The following is a 17,274-nucleotide window of genomic DNA, read 5'->3' as shown; positions in this document are numbered from 1 at the left end:
AATAAAAACAAACAACTTGGGAACAAGTGCAAAATATGCTTTACAAATAAGTCACCTCACAATTCAAGTGCTCACTCATAATATTGTAAAAATCATAATCGCTCTCTAGGTTTTTATTTGGTTCTAAGACCAGAAAAACTAAAACAACACCAGAGAGAGAACAATGAAACCATCAAACAGCAGAAATAAATTATGGTTGGCGCTACCGTTCACCGTCGCCATATCTACACCAAGCTATGGCGCAGAACTCAGCGCCTTTGACGGCACATCCCAAGCACTAGAACGCCCCATTACCCTTGTTAAACAAGGACCCCAAAAACGCTACATCATCAAGTTCAAAGCAGCATCTACGCCCTCAATGCTGACGACCGCAGACGCAACTGAATCAAAAAAGAAAGTCAGGAGCAAACTGTTACGCTCTGGATTTGCGACTAACGCTAAAGTTATTCGTCAGATCGCAACCGGTGCCTTTGTTGTTGAAGGTTCGATGAAAGCGGGTGTCAGCCCACTAATCATGCAGCAGAATGCAATGGCCAGTGGAGAAATTGAGTACATTGAAGAGGACCGTTTGCTACAGCATTTTGCGGTACCGACAGATCCGAGCTATAGCCAGCAATGGCACTACTATGAAGCCACTGGTGGTATGAATTTGCCCGCTGCATGGGATGAGACCACGGGTAACGGCGCAGTCGTTGCAGTGCTTGATACTGGATATCGTCCCCACATCGATCTGGTCAACAACCTCCTGCCCGGCTATGACATGATTTCAGACGACTTCGTCGGTAACGATGGCAATGGTCGTGACGCTGATGCGCGCGATCCTGGTGATGCCGCATCACGAGGTGAGTGCGGTGGCGGTCAACCTAGCCAAGATCAATCTTCGAGCTGGCACGGCACCCATGTAGCGGGCACCGTCGCAGCAGAAACTAACAATAGTACCGGTGTCGCGGGTGTCGCATATAACGCGAAAATAGTACCAGTACGCGTACTCGGAAAATGTGGTGGCTACACATCAGATATTGCTGACGGCATGATTTGGGCTGCAGGAGGAAACGTATCAGGCGTGCCCGCTAATGCCAATCCAGCTCAGGTGCTTAACCTTAGCCTTGGTGGCGGTGGGAGCTGTGACAACACGACTCAGGCCGCGATTAATACCGCCAGAAACTTAGGTGCAACTGTGGTGGTTGCTGCTGGTAACTCTAATGCCAATGCGGCCAATTATAGCCCAGCCAGTTGTAGCGGCGTGATCACTGTGGCAGCAACCAATCGCAATGGTGGTCGTGCATATTACTCTAACTACGGCAGTGTAGTGGAAGTCGCTGCGCCTGGTGGCGATGTTCGCAGCTCAGCGAGTAACGGTATACTGTCCACGTTAAACAGTGGTGCAAACGGTCCAAGTAATGATAATTATGCGTGGTATCAAGGCACATCGATGGCCTCCCCCCACGTCGCCGGTCTGGCTGCGCTGTTATATGCCGCCGATCCTAATATTACGCCCAATCAAGTCGCCACAGCCATTCAACAAACGGCCCGCCCCTTCCCTGCATCATGCTCAAGTTGTGGTGCAGGTATTGCCGATGCAGCTGCGGCTGTTGACTATGTACTAGGTAATGACGGCGGCGGTGAACCCAGCGGAGGCTTTACTGAAACCAACCTTGCTGACACCCGTCGTGGTTGGCAGTATTTCACCGTCGAAGTGCCCGCAGGGATTAGCAAGCTAGACGTTACTATGAGTGGTGGATCAGGGGACGCTGATCTCTATGTGCGTTACGGCGCAAAGCCAAGCACCCGCAACTGGGACTATCGCCCTTACCTAAATGGTAACAACGAATCGGTCAGTGTAAGCAACCCCAATTCTGGCGTTTGGCATATAGGTGTTAGAGCCTATAGCACCTACAGTGGCGTCACGCTCCAGGTAAGCTACTAAGCGCACAGAGCTGACCGCAGAAGAAAGGACTTAGTTGAGATTATTGCCGCTCACTGCAGGAGAGCGGCAATATTTAGGGCCCGTTTTGATGACTTTTAAATCAGCGATGATAAGCCTTCAAAAGCATGCAAATAAAGATGACGCACCAACAGTTTACTCCGCTGTCACCACCTCTTTTTTGATAGCAAGTACAGCGATATAAACAAGCGCCACAGGTGGCATCAACGACATCGCCATACCAATAACTTTAATTAATATAGAGTTTTACGCTTGCCTAGGTAATACCTAAACTCGGCGAACAGCAACACCGAGAAAAAAGAACATAACCAGCTAACGTGAGATTTGTGCTCATTTCAATTAAACTTTTCACGCCCTCTTACGAGGAGAGGCTGCCAGCGTTCGGCTCTCACTTTTAAGTCTACTGCGATGCAGGCGATTTATGGAGCGAGGTTGGGACAACCCCGACACTTTTGACACGGCTTCTCACCGCTTCAATCGGCCTCTCAATCCATACAGCTACGCCCCAAGCCACCAGCAGAATAATCGGTGTAGCAACTACAAATAACAGTAAATCAGGTCGCTTAACATTTACTCCGCTCGCATTCATGACAAACATAGTCACCATCGCCACCTGCAAATGAAGCAAGTAGATTGGGTAGCTAAGCTCTCCACAGAACTTGTCGAAACGCTTGCTAATAAAAGGTAGATCACGGGTATTACAAAGCACCATAATCATGAGTAGACAAAGTAAAAAATTTGAGTAAAAGGCTACGGTTTCTGAAGTCTTGGTAAGATAGCCTATTAACCAGTTGATACTGATCGCTGCAAACAATAAAAATGGCAGCCCCAGCTTTATAGCAGAATGAAGAAGCTCTATCTTCTCACCTATTTCCTTCTTGTAGTGAAACACTAACGCACCAGCAGAAAAAGGCAGGGATGCGGCGTATATAGTGAAGTAGCGCGCTTCCCAACCAGCGTTAGATACAATAGAAAACAAATGATAAGCAACACTCGAGACAAACCATATCCATGTAACAGAACGACATCGAGACAATCCCAAGCCTATCAAAATATAAAAGAAAATCTCAACGGTTAACGCCCATGCAGGAGGGGTTAATCGTACCGGATCCATGTAATCAAGAAATAGAAATAGGTTCTTTAATATTTGGATTAAGTCCGATGGCATCCCAATATATTTTTGGTATGTGCTCGTATAATCTGAACCGAGCAAAAATATCAGCAGAAGAGAAAAAGAAATTGAGAGAATGTATAATGGATAGATCCGCAATACTCTGTTGAGCGCGTACTTGCCAATCCCATTTGCTGAGTAACTATAGTTTCGGTGCATAATGAATGTCATTAAGTACCCAGACAACGCAAAGAAGCCAAAAACGGCATAGGCGCCTACTTTTGGTATCCCACCAATATGCACGGCAACAACCATTAAAGCTAAAATAGTGCGATAAGTGCCAAACATATAAAATTCCCTTTACTGACTACTATAATAAAATTCACTAAAAAAAAGATCCCTTAGCTACCAACAAGTTACCTGTGCTGCCTACCTGAACGAAGTTCAATCATATCAGCGTCGCGCCTATTTGTGACTCAAAAAACCAACCATACGTATATTTACCCCCCGTTTGGTTTGATTTCCCCCTACTCACAGCGCTGATATGACAAGGTATGCAACGCAGCGCGCTGCGCCAACATATGCTGCTGTTTGATGCTGCGTTTATGCTTTTTTAATTCCGTCCACAATGGCTGCCAAGCCGCTAGCTCTGCCCCATCCAGATACTTCGCTGCTTGATGCTGTTTATTGAAATCATCGCTACTTCCTACAGCGATTAAGTCATCAGTAAAATCACAGATCAGCAGGCTATTTACTTTAGGTGTGGTCAGGGCGATTTTTAGGCCATCGGGGTCAAGATCAGGAAATACCACAATCTGTACTGTTTCTGGCAAACGTTCGATAAGATGGCGCACGCCTTTAGCCGCACTATCGTGACCACGGTAAGTGGCCACAGCGGTTCCCAATTCGGCCGGTAAGTTCGCGCAATGCCAGTGGTCAAACACATCGAGGTTTTCCACGATCACCAACACATCAATCAGCGCTAGCGCTAAGTCGTCGATAGCGACCCGTACGCTCATTCTAGGCTGCAGTTTTTCTACACCAGCGCATGGCAGTTTGCCGGCTTGGCTTGTTAATAGAACATACTGCTGTTCGGGCGTCACTGGCGCTAACTTTTCATTCACTAGTCCACTGCGGGCGGCATCTATGCGATGACCAGTGGGGGCGTCATCTAACAACAGGTCACCGTAGCCGCTGCGCTTTGCTTGTTCGCGCAACCACGCTTTGTCTTTGAACTGGAAACGGATCAAGGAACCTTCGATCCGCTCCTGCAGTTCAAACTCATCACAGATCGCTCGCCAACTCGGATTAAGCGTCACTTCATCGCGCCAATAGCGGATCTGTCGCCTGAGAACCTCCAGCTGGCGTTTATTCATCGCAAGCCGACCGACACATCTCGGATCACCACATTGGCAAACGGTGCGCGGGTTTCAGTTTCAGGGTCTAATTCAAAGTAGGCTTTTTGCTCCTGCGGCAAGCCTTCGTAACCACCTATCACCTGATAGAGCCAGCTTTCTGCATCGTATTCCAGCTGCTGCTGTTGCAAATAATCCAAGGCGGACAAGCTGGCAGTACCGGGTTCAAAATTATCGATGACATGAACAAAATACTCGCTGACCGCTGCCTTAATCGGATGTTCATCCAGTTCGTAATCTGGATTATCCTGCAAGATCACTGAATCGCTATGCTGCGGGGCGGCCTGAGTAAATCGCGCCAGACGGTTGGCCTTAATATGCGCAACCAATTCGACTAATGTACTCTCGTGGGCGCTGTTATGAATATCAACACTGGCCGCAGCTATGGCTGGATCCGCCTGGTTAAACAGTGCTGGGATCTGTTTGTGGGACACATGGTTGCCCACCTCATAATCCGGATGCTGCTCGGTATACAGCAGCCAGCCTTTCAACAGTTTGGCACGGCCATGGATTTGCCTAAAACGCCCTAGCAGTTGCAGTAAACGCCCCTGCACCACACTCAGTTCTTGAATACATTGACTGATATTTTGCTGCAAATTCGCCACTAATAGGCGGCGAAGTTCGCGAATATCGCCAGCAATGTCCGCCAACTCTTCAAAGCTTATCATCTCCAAACCTGCCAGCAGTTCGCTGACCTGAGATTGCGCTAATTCATTTTCGCGGATCTTGGCATTAATGGAGCTAACGTAACCGAACTCATTGTTGATGCGACTCCACATCACGCGGATCGAGTGCTGTAAGCCTTCGCTGAAGGCATACACATGCTCAGAGAGATCACGATAGTGAGCATCAGCGACGGCAATATCGCCCTGATGGCGGGCTTCAGTATAGTGCTGAGCCAAAGTTTTAAACGCGGCGATCGCCGATCCGGCGTTGGCATCGATCTGGCGATTACGCTCATCCTTTAACGCCTCTTCCAGCAAACTACGTACAGCGTGTCGTAGATGCAGATCAGCCCCCGGCTCTGGTCGATATAACACGCCAGCTTTAACCAGTTTGTCTTGTACCTTGGCCTCGACCTGATGATCGCCTAAAGAACCTGAGATATAAGCATCCATAATGGCATCGCCATGGCGAGCCAATAGGCGTAAAAACTTAGTGCCCGCTTGATGCAGATTATTACTCATACTCTGCTCCTATCACAGCAAGCTACCCTGGGCGGTGGCGGCTTCAGCATGCGCCTCTAGATCCAGCGCCTCAGTTTCATTGATAAAGCGGATCACCTCGTACAGGTAATCAATTTTTCCGGTGGCAATATAGTATTGCTTCTCCGGGTTCGGGCGCAGTAAGTACCCCAGCTCAACCAAGCGCTTGAAGATCTGTTTAATCTGGCCATCCACTTGCGTGCTTTGTGAGCCAAACAAGCGGAACTTGCTTAGCTTATCCAGCTGCTCACGAAACGCGGGCGTATCTTCAATGGTACTTTGCAGTTCAGTTAACCTTACTGGCGAGCCTTCACTGAGCGGCGCGTCTTTACCCTCAGCCTCCTGCACTAACATCAACCACTGAGTAAGCGGTATCAAGCCGTTAACGATATCTTTAAACTGCTGTGCAACCACTTTGCGTTCGTCATCACCGAGTTGGCGATAACCACAAAAAAACACTTCCGAGTCACTGCCGGCACCACACTCACTGAGGGTACGGTTAAGCACATTCAGGTGTTGCTCGACCTGCTCGCGGCGCGCCGGATCTTTCAGCAGGCGCCAGCCCTCTTCATCACTGGTGCGACAGATAAATGCCCCCTGCAGCAGGCGCTCAATCACATGTCCCATGTTGGATAACATCTACACTACCTCCTGCTGCATCTGCGCGGCTTTTTGCTTCAACTTTTCAGCAATGGGATCTATTTTCGGTTTAACCACTTGCAGTTGTCGGCTTTGTTTGTTGATGATGTAGCGGTTGCTGAACAGGCTCAACACCTCTGCGTCTGGATTTGGGAAAGCCCCCAGCACACGGATCTGATTGTTACCGCAGGCATCAAAGATCTTCTTAATATTGTTGTGGGCCAACGTACCCAGCTCATCGATTGGCCAATGGATCACGGTTTGCGATCTCCCACGCAACAAACGGGTAAAAGCCAGCAAGAACTTACACAAAATCAGGTAAGCCATACCGTGGCTGGAGGATTCGTTTAGTTGGCGGTCGGTACGGATCACCAAATCCGAGTTCCCCTCCCGCAAACGCAGTTCGATACCAAGCAAGCTGGCAACCCCGCCACTGAGCGCCGAACGGCCAATAATCTCTAGGGCGCGGCGCATGCTGCTGGTGTACTCTTCGCTGGGTAGCGTATTGAAATCTTCCGCCTGCCAGTTCTTGTATGCCTGCACAAACTCTTGCAACTGTGGCCAGAACTCCAGTTCCGCCACACGCGAGCGGATCTTCACCGCCGATTCAGACACACCATCAAGAAACAGTTCCTCATCCACTTCGCGGGTGATGCGGGCGCTCTGTGAGGCAATACGATTATCAATGCTGTGCAGGACATCGTAGTAGTTGTTCAGATCACGGCCATAGGTACGTCCAAGCTGTTTAACAGCAGTGATCTTTTGAGGCACCAGCTCGTTAATCAACCGTGCCAGTTCAGGCACTAGCTTGCGATAGTCCAAACTACGCACGCCGCTCTCACCAATCAGCATGCACTCTTCGCGAGAGCGCTCCCATGTTTCCGCCAATGACGAACCATACTGGTTAGCGATCTCGCGATCGAAGCGGTCCACGCCATCTTTCACGGCCGTCAGCAGCTGTTCACGGCTATGCAGTAAAGACTCACCAAGGTTCAGCCGCTCGTTCAGCGAACCTGCCACTTCAACAGCGTCCCGCGGCAGTTGCAGTTCATTTAAGCGACGTAACAGGGTTTTCAGTTTTTCTAGGAGCTCTTCTGACTCCAGACGGATAGCCTTAGCCTGCTGCAGCTGACTTTCCAATGTTTGCCGCTGCTGTTTAAACTGGCTGTTAGCAGCGGCCAGTTGTTGCTGTAGCTCTGCTTGTTGATTCTGCAACTCGCTAAACTGGCTTTGCAGCTTCGGCTTCCGCTGAGTCCACTGCACCTTGTACCAGACCAAGTAGTTCGCCACTTCGTCGCGCATCCGCTCGGTGTCCTGGATCTGCCGTTCCAGCGCTTCAATTTCCCGTTTTAATTTACCGATCTCACTGTCATCAACACCACGAGATTTCAATTCACGCTTGTACCAATCACTGCAGGCCTTTAACTCCTGTTTAGCTTTGGCCTGACGCTCCGCCATCTCGTCTCGCAGTTGTTGCAATTGACTATCAATAGCGCCAACGACCTCATCCCAATAGGCCCGCTTTTCCATACTAGCTTCACGTTCCAGCGACTTCTGTAGCTCCAGCCACTCAGCTTGCTCGTTAACCAACTGCCCAAGTTGATGCGCAATTTGCTCTAACTGCTGACGCGCCGCCAGCTTCCGCTCAGCCAGCGCAGCATCGATGCGAGTCTGCTCGTTGCGCTTCTCTTCTTGCAGACGCTTAACGTCAGCACGGGCGTTCTTCAGCTCGGTACCGGCAAAGACAAGTTCGCGCCGCACGTCGTCCAATACTTGCGATGCCTGTACCAAGGCCTGCTCAGCCTGCTCCTGCTGATTGCGGGTTTCCACCTGACGCTCTTCGGCTTGTGCTAACTGCAGTTTCAGCTCCTGCTCTGAGCGGGCATATTCTGGGGTCTCTAACGCAGAAAGATCCAACCACACGCGATAGAGCGCTTCTGCGCCATCGGCGGTTAGACTGGGCTTTAGATCCGAGCGTTGCAGCAGTTCCGGATGGATCACCTTACCCAGGGTTCCTTCCCATTGTGGATGTTCTTTACGCAGAAACTCCAACAGCGAGTGGTGGCCTGGATACAACAGTTCATTAAGTGCACGGGTTTGGCTCTCGCATTCGTTGAGGCGGCGAGTCGTCTGGCGTAACGCCTCGTCAGCCGTTTCCTGCTGACGCTTGGCGATCTTTTCCTCTTTGTGCAGACGCTCCTGCTTCTCCTCTACCGCTTCGCGACTCTCATCAGCAAGCAGGATCCGCTCGTCGAAGATCATCAATGCTTGCTTCTCTTCGTCGATATAAGTGACACCGTCTAACTTGGCTTGCTGCTCCGCTTTCGCTAATTTCAGTTCATACTCGCGCTCTTTAAAACGTGCCTGTCCAGACTGACGACGTTCACTGAATAGTTTCTCTTGCGCCGCTAAGTCATCATGCTGCTGCTCACGCTTGTTATCACGTTCCTCTTGCAAGGTATCTTTCTGCTCATTGAGCTCACTGAGTACTCGATTAAGCTGACGGTCGATCTTACTGCGACGTTCGTTATAAGCGGATTCAATGTCCTGATGGGCTTCGGTGAGCAAACGGAAGCGAGCTTCCAGATTTGCAAGATCATCTCGCCATGCCGTCATCCGCTCTAAGTTGGCACGCGCCTGTTCAATATCTTTGTCCTGATAGCTTTGATACTGGTCTTCAATATTCTGCAGCTCGCTGTCAAAGCTCTCTAACTCCCCCTTAACCACAGACAACTGCTGATTAAGGGTGTCGCGCTGATCTTTCCAACCGCTTTCCAGTTGCTTATGCTCATTGCCTAATAGCTCTATTTCGGCTTTGGCGTCGCTTTGCCGCGTTAGCTGCAGCGACTCGTCGGCTTGATAGCCCCGCTTTAGTCCCGCCAAGCGCAACTCGCATGACAGCAGCTCGTTGTACTGCTGCTCCAGCCGTTCAAACTCCGGCCTTATTGCTGCGAACCCTTGGATTAATTGGCTTTCACGGATCCACCCTTCAACCTTTTGCGGATTAAGGCTTGAAGCGGGCGGTGTCACACCATCCTCTTCCAGAATGGCGGCGATCATCGACTTGATCGTCTCCATCTTGCCCTCTTTCGAGTGGACAGCGCGCGCCAGCTTTTCGATATGTCGCAGGGTGTGTTCGCTATCACACAACGAGAACTGCCGCGCCAACGTACGGAGTTCAGCTTTGCTACTGCCACTGCTCAGCGCCACACGATCATTCTGAATAATGCCGCGGAACTCACGGGTATTAAGCTGGCGAGTCACTGCCAAGCCTTTACTTTTCATCACCCGACCAAACTCTTCCATGGTCAGAAACGTCAACGTTTCACCATCCCGCTGCTTGAGGTAATCCTCCAGATCAAACCCTTTACCTAGCAGGCGATAACGTACCCCATTGCGATCACTAGCCGCCGCCATCACCGCTTGGCAAAATTCACCGTCCATCCGCTGATATTCATAGACGATATAGCTGTCCTCTCGCGGCAAATACCACTTTTCAAAACTGTCACGGGTCGACGGCACGACACGGCTGGGGTATTCACCATAAAACACCGGCACCAGACGCTGCAGCGTGGTCTTTCCCGATGCGTTAGTACCGCAGATATTGGTGTGGCCATCTAGCGCCAATTCCACTACACCGGGTAAGTGGGTGTTAATCAAAATAATGCGATTTAAAGCTGACATAGTTGTTCTTACTGTCTGTGTTGTTCAAATAATGGCCGAGACGCCTGTTGCGTTACCCTGAGTGACATCTACTCAGTGTTAACGCGATCCCTCAGTAGCATCTCTTGCTCCATAAATTTTCGGGTTTTCGCAAATGCTTTTTCCAGCGTGACAAAGCCCAATTCGTATGCCAGCTTGCGTCCACGCATGTAGCTTTTATCCGATTTTGGCTGACACTTAAACAGTGGCAGCCAAGCACTATAATCAAGGGGTTGTAAATAGCTGACCTGGGTCGAAACGCCCTCTTGCTGCTCCCGATTACGGCGCATCTGTTTGTTTAATGCCGCATACATCTCAAGCCCTGCGGTATCGTAGTCAAATGCGCAGATCACTTCGGCATAGCGCTGGTACCAATGAACTCGCTGTGGGGACAACCCCTGAGAACCACTGGCCAGAGCCACATCCGTGTTAGCCAGCGTCATAGTCTGCCCCCACATGTCACTGGCAACATCAAGCATCAGCTCGGGGTGAAAGAAATTCTCTTCGTTTTCCACCAGCAATAACTGCTTTTTCGCCGCAAAGCCCTGCACCGCACCCTCGGGCTTCAGAAGCACCACATCAGGACGCGCATCAGGTAAGCCCATACGATATACCAGCAGGTAGCTGCACGTGGTTGTCGCCAGATGGGAATCGCCTTGAGCACTGGCTTGGATGCGGTTGGCTGGCTTTTCGGCAGCGGCAAGCAGCTGCTCGTAACGAATAGGATCTATCACCGTCACTTGCCACTGCTTTGCACCACGTTTAGTGACAGTGAATATATCACGCCAATCGTCTTCATAGCCCAGCGGTAACAAGCCGTGAAACTTGTCCCAATTAATCTGTTTACCTGCGCGGATCTGTTCGAGATAACGCTTAAGTGACATAACCGAAGAAAATCAGTCCCTGATTGGCCTGACAGTGAATTCAGCAAGCCCAAAAATAAGGGCTAATAATAAAACTGTCAGAGAATATTAACCATGGAAAAACGCAGATAATGTGGGCTTAATTGGATTAACTGCTGAGTTGTTGAGCCTCTGCCGGTTGATACTCATCATCGGCTGTCCGATTGCGCTGAAGTTCTCGAGACACAGTCGATGGTGAAACACTAATTGTTCTGGCGATAACTGCTTGTGAGCAACCTTGCGCCAAGAGGGCTGAAATCTGGTATCGTTTGCCCTCAGTCAACTGCTGATAGTTCATGGTACAACTTTTTTGATTTTGGCGATGAGAAGCGTACCACCGTTAGCAGTTGGCTACCTCTCGCCGTTCAACCATAAACGTTGCACTTATTATCTGAAATCGCGACTTCTTTAGGTTGGTTTTCGGTTAATGTTTCCTCAGACGTAATTGTCATCACCGAGTTCGAAATATCCTCACCGCAACCGAATAAAACTCCGCCCGCAGCAATGGATAGAAAGATATGTTTTAAAACCATCATCAAATCTCTTGCTCAGAAGAGCTCTGCCGCGGTCTGGACGCTATTTCGGCCTTGGTTTTCTTGATCCAAACTCGATGTTGCCGAATGTAATGCTTACCCGCATATAACGCTTTCTTCATGATCTCCTGTAAAATAAGATTCGCTTCATCTATTCGCCCTAGCTGTCGTAAAAATACCGCTAAACGATAACTAGCCTCCGGCCCCGGATAATAACCATGGAGTACTTGATATTCTTCTAGTGCACCCTGTTCCCCTAACGCTTCTAATGTCCTCGCATACAAAAGGTGAGCATCGGCATTTTTGAAATCTGGGTTCTTCTGAATCAGTTCATCTAACAGCGACTTCACCGCTTGGAATTTATTCTGACCAAACAACGCCTGTGCTAAACCATGCATCAGATAGGGATCATCTTCATGTACGCCTTTAAGGCAGTTCTCATAGAGTTTGCCAGCCTCAACAAACATGCCTTTACCCAACATCTCCTGAGCCAGTTGAGCCGAATTTTGCACCGTGTCCGCAATAGCATAATTCTGTGCCGCGGCTTTCAGCGACTTGTTTGGATTAAGCTTCTGTTGAATGATTCGTGTTGCGGCGCGGCCTCCATGGCTGCCAAACATATCAGGGAGCACTTCGACGATAAGATACGCCAGAGCACCGGCTAATGGCAGCATAACGACAATCCATATCCACGTAGTATTTCGTCCGGTTTTGACGATATGAACGACCAGGCAAACCTGCATCAGAATAGATATGATAAAAAATGGCATAGTTAGCATCCTTACTAAAAACTTATCTTTATTATTTAGCGCTACAAGAACAAATTAGCGAAAGGGTTCAAGCCTATAGAACGAAAAGCACTGCGAGTTGTACGCGTGTTTGACGTAAAAATTAAAACTACAAAGCAGCAGTATTTTGCTAACAAACATGAGGGATTAGCAATAACTAACACTTAAAAGCAGGAGATTGAGCGCATAATTGCTTTACTTTCGGTTTAATACCTATTCAGCTTGTACAGTCCTAGAAATCACATGCAGATTATGTGGTAAGTTTGTTCAGAATGGCTAATGCGTCATCTGCTCTATCTACGGGCACAAACACATGGTCATGATAGTAAGCGGCGATGACGTTGGCGCTGATCCCCTGCTCAGCAAGTTTACTTGATACAACGGCAGTTAAACCGACAGCTTCTAGGCTTGAATGCACATCAAGAGTGATACACCGGAACACTCCCTGATACCCCATCTCGGCAACGTCGGCTTCTGTTTTGGTAATAACTAAGGTAAGCCCCTCTTTTTCTCGAAAGGTCGCAACAGGAAACAGATCGGCATAGTCACCATAAGCGGCATCACCGACATGGCAAAACACATATTCGACACCGCTCAGTGAAGGAGACAGGGCTTTTAGTAAAGTATCTAGATCAGAGATCGCAGACATAAGAGCATTCCTTTCCATGAGGTATGAAACTAGTAAAGTTAGCTTAGCTCAGTTCACCACCCCATATAAAAGAAACGCCTCTATATCTATAGAGGCGTTTCCGAATAAATGCAGGAGTTCAAGCTTGCAACACTTTAACTTACTAAATCTCGCTTGTTGTCCCAATACTGTGCAGCTAGCTTTTGCATGTTTGTCGCCAACTCTCCCACTTCGCTACAAGCGGAACTGCTTTCCTCTGCTTCGGTCAGCACCTCATCGGCAATCGACTTCATATTGCTAATATTTCTACTGACTTCCTGCGCCACCGAACTTTGCTCTTCAACGGCCGTGGCAATTTGCAGATTCATGTCATTAATTTGGGTCACCGCAATGCTCACCGCTTCCATGTTTTCTTCTGCGAGATGTGCAGATTCCACACTGCTGTTGGCACGGGCCTGCGCCGCCATCATCGCTTCTGCAGAGCTTTTCGCTTCACTCTGCAGGCGAGTGATCATCTGCATAATCTCTTCAGTAGAGTTATGAGTACGATTCGCTAAGGTACGCACTTCATCAGCAACAACCGCAAACCCCCGCCCTTGTTCACCAGCACGGGCAGCCTCAATCGCGGCGTTAAGCGCCAACAAGTTGGTTTGTTCAGCAATAGCTCGGATAACATCAACCACAGAGCCGATATTTTCACTCTCTTTCGCTAAGGCATCGACCAAACCAGCGGTATTCTCGATCTCGCCAGAGAGGGTCTGAATACTGGATACAGTATCGGATACGAGCGCAGCCCCCTCTTTCACTTTGGTATCAGCTTCCTGAGCCGAAGACGCGGTTGATTGCGCATTACTCGCGACTTCATGGATGCTGGCGCTCATCTGTTCTACCGCTGTTGCAACTTGATCGGTTTCACTATGTTGGCCCTGAATATCAGTGATGGTTGCACCTAAGCTCTCTTCCATTTTACGGGAAGCTCGCATCAGGCTAATGGAATAATCATTCAGACTGCCCGCCATCGCGACAGGTTCAGATTGCAGCGTTTTCAACATCAGTTGGATCTGTCCGACCTCATCCTGGCGACCGGTATAAACATACCTGGCCAATGGGTCATTGGCATACTCCTTCCCCTGTTTCGCCAGCTGAAATAGAGAGCCGTGTGACCAATGATAAAGTAAAGAGGAGATCACCAAGCCAATACCAGCAATTCCCCAAGCCGCACCGGCTTCAGTCAATTGGCTGCCAATACCACCGGCAATCGCTGCGGCAACAACGAGAGAAAGTTGAAATTTGGTCGCAATAGAAAAGCCAGCGTTTAACTCTTTCGGTGTTTCGTCACCACCACGTAGCTTGGCATACAATGACTCGGCACGAGCCACCCAGCTTGCTTTAGGCTTGACTCTAACAGACTGGTATTCTTCGGTTTTTCCATCGCGCTTAATAGGTGTTGCGTAAGCGTCAACCCAATAGTGATCACCATTCTTACGGCGGTTCTTAACCAAACCCATCCATGATTCACCGGATTTCAGCCGTTGCCACATTTCAGCAAAAGCTTGGGACGGCATATCTGGGTGGCGGATCATGTTGTGCGGTTGGCCCAACAGTTCTCGCTTATCAAAACCACTGGTTTCAATAAAATCTGCGTTAACGTATTTAATCGTTGAGTCTAAATGGGTAGTGGAAAGGATATTGGCGCTATCAGGGTAATTAAACTCTTTTTGAGTGACAGGGTTGTTCAAACGCACGGCAAAACCTTCTCTGAATTAGTATCGAAACAAGCACGATCCCTTAATTTTCTTGGACATCCAGTCACTGCTCTTAATCACAATCTAACACACTCAATGAAAGGTTATATTTCATGGTGAAAAATGTGAGAACTGTGAGCATGTTTTACCGTCAGGATTAAAACCTAGCTCACAAATAGCATCTGCAAATTGTAGCTATTGTTTAATTAAAAGCCACGAATGCTGGCGCTATCTCATCCTGGTCAGAAGATAGTCGAGCATCTGGCCCAGCTCTAGCACCTGGCGATAGTCAGCTTCAGGGATAGTGATCCCGGTGCGTAGATTCACCGCAGCAACTAAGCGCATAAAATCCATCGAATCTAGATCCAATGCATCCCTTAAATCTTCATCATCGGGCACATCATCGGGTTCAACATCTGGGGCTATATTCACTAGCTCTTCAATCACCATCTCCCTTAGTTTTATGCGTTCCATAACGCCTCCGGTTTCTGCAAACGTTTATTAAGCTCGGTTAAAAACCGACTACCGTAATGGCCATCTGTCACTCTATGGTCTGCCGACAGTGTTACTGTCATCACTCGTCGGATCACGACCTTCCCCTGTTCAACAACAACGACCCCTCTGGGACAACCCAAACCAACAATCGCCACTTGCGGCGGGTAAATAACGCCCCACATCGCTTCGACACCACGATCACCAATATTAGACACAGTAAAACTAGGAGCATCGAGATCAGAGAATTTCAGCGTGCCCTGCTTCGCACGCTCTACCAAAGCTTGTAGCTGCTGCATCAGTCCGTCGACACTTAAGTGGTCAACATCACGAAGCACAGGCATCACTAAACCTCCACCTCGCAGGTTGACCGCATTGGCGATATCGATAGTTTCGGACGGAGCAAAGCGCTGCAAATAATGCCCATTTAACTGCGGATACTTCACCAGGCTTCGCGCAATGACACGCAACAGCGGCGCAATCAACAAGATGCGTTGCAACGGTTCACGCTCGCCGTTCAGCAGAGAAAGGTGTTTCTCCAATAGGGTTATATCCAGTGTGTGGCTTAAATAGTAGTGAGGGATCTGTTGTTTTGATCGCGTTACAGTCGCAGCAATGGCGTCACGCATCTGTTGCGGATCAAAACCACTACGAGAAGGATTCTGAGCCGGCTTCGGTTTCTCCACGAGAGCCGCTTGAACATCCACCAACCGGATCGCTCCATCTGGGCCTGAACCAGCCACTGCGGATAATGGCATATTATGCTGCTGAGCCAGCTCTCTGGCAGCAGGAGAAGCAGGGTAAAAGACAGACGTTTTATCACCTGAAGGGCTTTGCGAAGCAGCTTGTTTCCCTTTATTCGCGACAGATGAACCAGGCAAATCGTTTAACTCTGTTGCACTTCTTTGAGCCGGTATCACAGCGAGATCCGCTTCATCATTTAACTGTGACAGCTGCGCGATTGGTTGGCCAACGGGCGTTTTCTGGCCAACCTTAATTAGCAGTTCAGAGATACACCCCTCATCGTATGCATCCAGCTCTATCGCTCCCTTGTGGGTCTCAATCACAGCGATAGGATCGCCTCTTTTCACCGTATCACCGACTTTAACCAGCCATTCGGTCAATACGCCCTGCTCCATATCTGAGCCAAATGAAGGCATGGTGATCTCTTTCATCAGATCATCCCTCCATCACGCTACTAGTTGCCGAGCCGCAGCAACGATAGCGCTAACCTGAGGTAACGCCGCCATTTCGAGATGCGCCGGATAAGGAATAGGCACCTCCGCACTACAAACTCTGGTAATGGGCGCATCCAGCGACCAAAAGCCCTGTTCGCCAATCAATGCTGATATCTCCGCCGCCATGCCTCCGCTTTTCCATGATTCGTCGACGATCAGTACCTTGTGCGTCTTGGTCACTGCAGCAAGCAATGCATCAACATCTAGCGGACGCAAGCAGCGAAGATCCAACACCAGTGTGTCAATACCGACGTCAGCCAACTGCTCGGCGGCATCCATGCTCTTCGCTAAATTTGCGCCCCATGTAATGATCGTCAGATCATGCCCATCGCGGCGCACCACTGCCTGCTCCATCGGTGCAATCGTATCGCTTTCACAGAGGGTTTCTTCTTGGTTATAAAGCATCACATGTTCAAACATGATCACAGGATCAGGATCGGCAATTGCCATCTGCAACATGTATCGGGCATCGGCAACTGTACCGGGATAGATCACCTTCAAACCGGGAATATGGGCATACCACCCCTCAAAGCTGTGAGAGTGCTGTGCGGCCAGCTGCTTCCCCGCACCACAGGCCATACGAATAACAATGGGGACACTGATCTGCCCCCCCGACATATGCCTCAATGTCGCCGCGTTATTAACTATCTGATCCAAGGCTAGCAAGCTGAAATTCACCGTCATCACTTCAACAATAGGCCGCATTCCGCCAATAGCAGCGCCGATCCCTGCACCTACAAAACCCGACTCAGCCAGCGGCGTATCGATCACCCGTTCCGCACCAAATTGGTCGAACATCCCTTTTGAAACGGCATAACACCCGCCATAACGCCCGACATCTTCGCCCATCAAAAAAACGCGAGGATCAGCAAGCATCGCCTCAACCATGGCATCATGAATTGCGCTGCGAAAACTTAACGTTGCCATTAGC

At 49.3% G+C, this 17,274-nt stretch carries 13 protein-coding genes and 1 pseudogene; 1 reads left to right on the top strand and 13 read right to left on the bottom strand.

Annotated elements, in window-relative coordinates; translation table 11 throughout:
• The first annotated feature begins 163 nt into the window (after nt 1-163).
• Nucleotides 164-1,927, top strand: a complete 1,764-nt coding sequence (locus tag EXY25_RS01050; RefSeq protein WP_130565415.1) for a S8 family peptidase — start codon at nt 164-166, stop codon at nt 1,925-1,927.
• A gap of 418 nt (nt 1,928-2,345) precedes the next feature.
• Here EXY25_RS01050 and EXY25_RS01045 read toward each other — a convergent pair whose 3' ends face one another.
• From EXY25_RS01045 to EXY25_RS00985, 13 genes and pseudogenes are all read right to left on the bottom strand, one after another.
• On the bottom strand, nt 2,346-3,404 hold the full coding sequence (locus tag EXY25_RS01045; protein ID WP_130565414.1) for an acyltransferase family protein: 1,059 nt from the start codon (nt 3,402-3,404) through the stop codon (nt 2,346-2,348).
• A gap of 179 nt (nt 3,405-3,583) precedes the next feature.
• Entirely contained in the window at nt 3,584-4,432 is an 849-nt protein-coding gene (locus EXY25_RS01040) for a DUF7281 domain-containing protein (RefSeq protein ID WP_130565413.1), read from the bottom strand.
• Complete coding sequence (locus tag EXY25_RS01035) at nt 4,429-5,658, bottom strand: phosphoenolpyruvate carboxylase (protein WP_130565412.1); 1,230 nt, start codon at nt 5,656-5,658, stop codon at nt 4,429-4,431. The genes EXY25_RS01040 and EXY25_RS01035 overlap by 4 nt, the downstream gene beginning before the upstream one ends.
• Before the next feature lie 12 nt (nt 5,659-5,670).
• Nucleotides 5,671-6,315, bottom strand: coding sequence for a hypothetical protein (locus tag EXY25_RS01030; protein WP_130565411.1), 645 nt, complete (start codon nt 6,313-6,315; stop codon nt 5,671-5,673).
• Nucleotides 6,316-9,999 carry an ATP-binding protein gene (locus EXY25_RS01025; RefSeq protein WP_130565410.1) on the bottom strand — a complete coding sequence of 1,228 codons (3,684 nt, stop codon included), beginning with the start codon at nt 9,997-9,999 and terminating at the stop codon, nt 6,316-6,318. It abuts the gene before it with no gap.
• Nucleotides 10,000-10,067: 68 nt separating this feature from the next.
• Nucleotides 10,068-10,901, bottom strand: a complete 834-nt coding sequence (locus EXY25_RS01020) for a hypothetical protein (RefSeq protein ID WP_130565409.1) — start codon at nt 10,899-10,901, stop codon at nt 10,068-10,070.
• A 175-nt stretch (nt 10,902-11,076) separates the two neighbouring features.
• A pseudogene (locus EXY25_RS01015) lies at nt 11,077-11,217 on the bottom strand (helix-turn-helix domain-containing protein); the annotation flags it as partial.
• 237 nt (nt 11,218-11,454) lie between these two features.
• Nucleotides 11,455-12,222: a tetratricopeptide repeat protein gene (locus tag EXY25_RS01010; RefSeq protein ID WP_130565407.1), complete on the bottom strand. Its 768-nt coding sequence runs from the start codon at nt 12,220-12,222 to the stop codon at nt 11,455-11,457.
• 268 nt (nt 12,223-12,490) lie between these two features.
• Nucleotides 12,491-12,889: an ACT domain-containing protein gene (locus EXY25_RS01005; RefSeq protein WP_114338557.1), complete on the bottom strand. Its 399-nt coding sequence runs from the start codon at nt 12,887-12,889 to the stop codon at nt 12,491-12,493.
• A gap of 134 nt (nt 12,890-13,023) precedes the next feature.
• Entirely contained in the window at nt 13,024-14,613 is a 1,590-nt protein-coding gene (locus EXY25_RS01000; protein ID WP_130565406.1) for a methyl-accepting chemotaxis protein, read from the bottom strand.
• Between the two features lie 228 nt (nt 14,614-14,841).
• The gene (locus tag EXY25_RS00995) at nt 14,842-15,087 is read right to left on the bottom strand and encodes a phosphopantetheine-binding protein (RefSeq protein ID WP_130565405.1); all 246 of its coding nucleotides are present in this window, start codon (nt 15,085-15,087) and stop codon (nt 14,842-14,844) included.
• Entirely contained in the window at nt 15,075-16,280 is a 1,206-nt protein-coding gene (locus EXY25_RS00990; RefSeq protein ID WP_130565404.1) for a dihydrolipoamide acetyltransferase family protein, read from the bottom strand. The genes EXY25_RS00995 and EXY25_RS00990 overlap by 13 nt, the downstream gene beginning before the upstream one ends.
• Nucleotides 16,281-16,295: 15 nt before the next feature.
• Complete coding sequence (locus tag EXY25_RS00985; RefSeq protein ID WP_114338553.1) at nt 16,296-17,270, bottom strand: alpha-ketoacid dehydrogenase subunit beta; 975 nt, start codon at nt 17,268-17,270, stop codon at nt 16,296-16,298.
• Between the last annotated feature and the right edge of the window lie 4 nt (nt 17,271-17,274).

Source organism: Corallincola spongiicola, from assembly GCF_004284785.1.
Lineage (GTDB): Bacteria > Pseudomonadota > Gammaproteobacteria > Enterobacterales > Neiellaceae > Corallincola > Corallincola holothuriorum.
Note: the sequence above shows the minus strand (reverse complement) of the source record. Positions and strands in the feature narration are given on the sequence as shown.

Bases quoted from the DNA above. Each gene is read 5' to 3' on its own strand.
- EXY25_RS01050 (WP_130565415.1), top strand. From the start codon at position 164: ATGAAACCATCAAACAGCAGAAATAAATTATGGTTGGCGCTACCGTTC.
- EXY25_RS01045 (WP_130565414.1), bottom strand. From the start codon at position 3,404: ATGTTTGGCACTTATCGCACTATTTTAGCTTTAATGGTTGTTGCCGTG.
- EXY25_RS01040 (WP_130565413.1), bottom strand. From the start codon at position 4,432: ATGAATAAACGCCAGCTGGAGGTTCTCAGGCGACAGATCCGCTATTGG.
- EXY25_RS01035 (WP_130565412.1), bottom strand. From the start codon at position 5,658: ATGAGTAATAATCTGCATCAAGCGGGCACTAAGTTTTTACGCCTATTG.
- EXY25_RS01030 (WP_130565411.1), bottom strand. From the start codon at position 6,315: ATGTTATCCAACATGGGACATGTGATTGAGCGCCTGCTGCAGGGGGCA.
- EXY25_RS01025 (WP_130565410.1), bottom strand. From the start codon at position 9,999: ATGTCAGCTTTAAATCGCATTATTTTGATTAACACCCACTTACCCGGT.
- EXY25_RS01020 (WP_130565409.1), bottom strand. From the start codon at position 10,901: ATGTCACTTAAGCGTTATCTCGAACAGATCCGCGCAGGTAAACAGATT.
- EXY25_RS01010 (WP_130565407.1), bottom strand. From the start codon at position 12,222: ATGCCATTTTTTATCATATCTATTCTGATGCAGGTTTGCCTGGTCGTT.
- EXY25_RS01005 (WP_114338557.1), bottom strand. From the start codon at position 12,889: ATGTCTGCGATCTCTGATCTAGATACTTTACTAAAAGCCCTGTCTCCT.
- EXY25_RS00995 (WP_130565405.1), bottom strand. From the start codon at position 15,087: ATGGAACGCATAAAACTAAGGGAGATGGTGATTGAAGAGCTAGTGAAT.
- EXY25_RS00990 (WP_130565404.1), bottom strand. From the start codon at position 16,280: ATGAAAGAGATCACCATGCCTTCATTTGGCTCAGATATGGAGCAGGGC.
- EXY25_RS00985 (WP_114338553.1), bottom strand. From the start codon at position 17,270: ATGGCAACGTTAAGTTTTCGCAGCGCAATTCATGATGCCATGGTTGAG.